This window comes from Rhodohalobacter sp., assembly GCF_041686455.1.
In the GTDB taxonomy this organism is placed as follows: domain Bacteria; phylum Bacteroidota; class Rhodothermia; order Balneolales; family Balneolaceae; genus Rhodohalobacter.
This window is the reverse complement of sequence record NZ_JAWLDW010000152.1, coordinates 2,932-5,443: the sequence shown is the minus strand read 5'-3', so window position 1 is coordinate 5,443 and position 2,512 is coordinate 2,932. Positions and strand designations below refer to the sequence as shown.

The 2,512-nt window shown below is 42.8% G+C and carries 2 protein-coding genes and 1 pseudogene; 1 reads left to right on the top strand and 2 read right to left on the bottom strand.

Features of this window, described 5'->3' with window-relative positions:
- Nucleotides 1–356, bottom strand: a pseudogene (locus ACESM0_RS12520) (hypothetical protein); the annotation flags it as partial.
- 113 nt (nucleotides 357–469) lie between these two features.
- Complete coding sequence (locus tag ACESM0_RS12515) at nucleotides 470–1,546, bottom strand: class I fructose-bisphosphate aldolase (protein WP_372906545.1); 1,077 nt, start codon at nucleotides 1,544–1,546, stop codon at nucleotides 470–472.
- 193 nt (nucleotides 1,547–1,739) lie between these two features.
- Between ACESM0_RS12515 and ACESM0_RS12510 the strand changes: the two genes are divergently transcribed.
- Nucleotides 1,740–2,512: tRNA dihydrouridine synthase (locus tag ACESM0_RS12510; protein WP_372906544.1), on the top strand; the 773-nt coding region annotated here is incomplete at its 3' end.

Below are 2,512 nucleotides of genomic sequence, written 5' to 3'. Positions count from 1 at the left end.
ATCCCCTCTTTTGTCATCGCATACGTAGCCACAGGCGCACCGCCAATCGTTGATGGAGTAACAGCCGAGGCAAAGTCCCACGTCAGGGCAATTCGAATAGACGCCATCCAGTTGATGGTTTTATCAGCTAAGAATCTGATTTTAGCTGCAAAAAAATAAATTTTTAAAAACATCACACCAATAGCGATAAAAATACCCGGAAGCCTCTTCGGTGCCAAATGCTCCAGGATACCCGGTGTGTATGTAATATAAATCACGATTCCCATACTGATAAGGCTCAATGCTATAGACAGAGCCATGTATCTGAAGGATATTAATGAACCATTTTTCTCAGTATGTACCTCAGAATCGGACAATATAGAAGTGTTTTTTAGTAAGGCTAATCAAAACCTATTGCAATAAATAGCTCTCAAAAAATAGTAAAGCCATACAGAGTTAACTGTATGGCTTTTTTTATGAAAATAGAAAATTATGCGATACTTATTTCTTCATTAAGATAAACATCCTGAATGAAGTTAAGCAGTTTTACTCCCTCTTCCATAGGGCGCTGAAAAGATTTACGGCCACTAATGAGCCCCATACCACCGGCACGTTTGTTAATCACAGCCGTTTTTACAGCATCAGCAAAGTCATCACTTCCTGATGCCCCGCCTGAGTTAATCAAACCTGCACGGCCCATGTAACCGTTCGCTACCTGGTAGCGAGTCAAGTCGATTGGGTGATCGGTAGACAATTCACTGTAAATTCTCTCATCCAATTTACCATAACTGGAATCACCGGCATTCAGTGCTTTGTAACCGCCGTTGTTGGTTGGTAATTTTTGCTTCACAATATCCGCGCCGATTGTTACACCAAGATGGTTTGCCTGACCCGTTAAGTCAGCTGAAGAATGGTAATCTTTACCGTCAACTTTAAATGCTGAATTTCGGGTATAGCACCACAGAACGGTAGCCATTCCTAATTCATGAGCATATTCAAAAGCTTCCGCCACTTCAACAATCTGTCGCGACGACTCATCGGAACCGAAATATATAGTTGCACCAACAGCAGCAGCACCCATATCATAAGCTTTTTGAACCGAACCGAACATAATTTGGTCGTAAGTATTCGGAAAGGTTAATAGCTCATTATGATTGATTTTCACCAAGAAAGGAATCTTATGAGCATATTTTCTGGATACAGACGCCAATACTCCAAATGTAGAGGCAACTGCATTACACCCCCCTTCGATAGCAAGCTTGACAATATTTTCCGGATCAAAATAGGCCGGATTCTTTGCGAAAGATGCACCTCCGCTATGCTCCACTCCCTGATCTACAGGAAGTATGGACAGGTATCCTGTGCCGGCCAAACGACCATGGTTCAGTATCCACTCTAAATTACCTAATACTCTGTTGTTACGGTCGGAATGGTACCATACGTCGTCTACGTATGAACCGGAAGGAAGGTGAAGTTTTTCTTTTGGAATAGTTGTACATGTGTGATTGAGCAGCTTATCGGCGTCATCGCCTAACAGCTCTTCAATTCCTGAAATTGAAAGTGCCATTGATATTACTCCCGTTTATTAGTTGAAATTATTTTAGTACAGTCATTAATATACATGTTCATTTATCAAATGGCTATTGATCTGAGTGGAAACACAAGCGTGAAAGCGCTTTGTTTTTCATAAATTTGCGGCTCAGTGTGAGAAGCATTTAAAAAACCTGTATTTTAAGATTCTCATTTATAAAAACCTTGCTATGAAGATTGACCAAATTGATTTAGGAAACAGACCCTTATTTTTAGCTCCGATGGAGGATGTGACCGATTCCCCTTTTCGGCAAATATGCCGGAAAAAGGGTGCAGATATTGTTTACACAGAATTTATCAGCTCAGAGGCAATTATACGTGATTCGGACATTGCGCAGCATAAAATGGATTTTACTGAAATGGAGCGTCCTTTTGGTATTCAGATTTTTGGCGGTCGAGAAGAAGCCATGGAAGGTGCCACAAAAGTAGCGGTTGCCAACAACCCGGATGTTGTAGACATCAACTTCGGGTGCCCTGTTTACAAGATCGTAAAAAAAGGCGCCGGTGCGGGTTGCCTCAAAGATCTCAATATGATGGAAAGAATGGCCGGCACTGTAGTAGATGCTGCCGGAGATTTTCCAGTAACCGTGAAAACCCGCCTAGGCTGGGATGATCAATCCATTCGAATTCAGGAAGTAGCTTTGATGCTTCAGAGTGTGGGAGTAAAGGCCCTCACTGTCCACGCACGAACCCGCAGCCAGAAGTATAAAGGTGATGCGCGATGGGAATACCTAAAAAAATTAGCTAATACGCCCGGTCTTGAAATCCCTATTATCGGCAACGGGGATGTGACTTCACCTGAGTCGGCCAAAAAGATGTTCGACAAAACCGGTGTTGACGGAGTGATGATTGGCCGCGGAGCCATCGGCAATCCATGGATATTCGAACAAACACGCCACTATCTCGAAACCGGTGAATTACTCCCAGATCCAACCATTCAGGA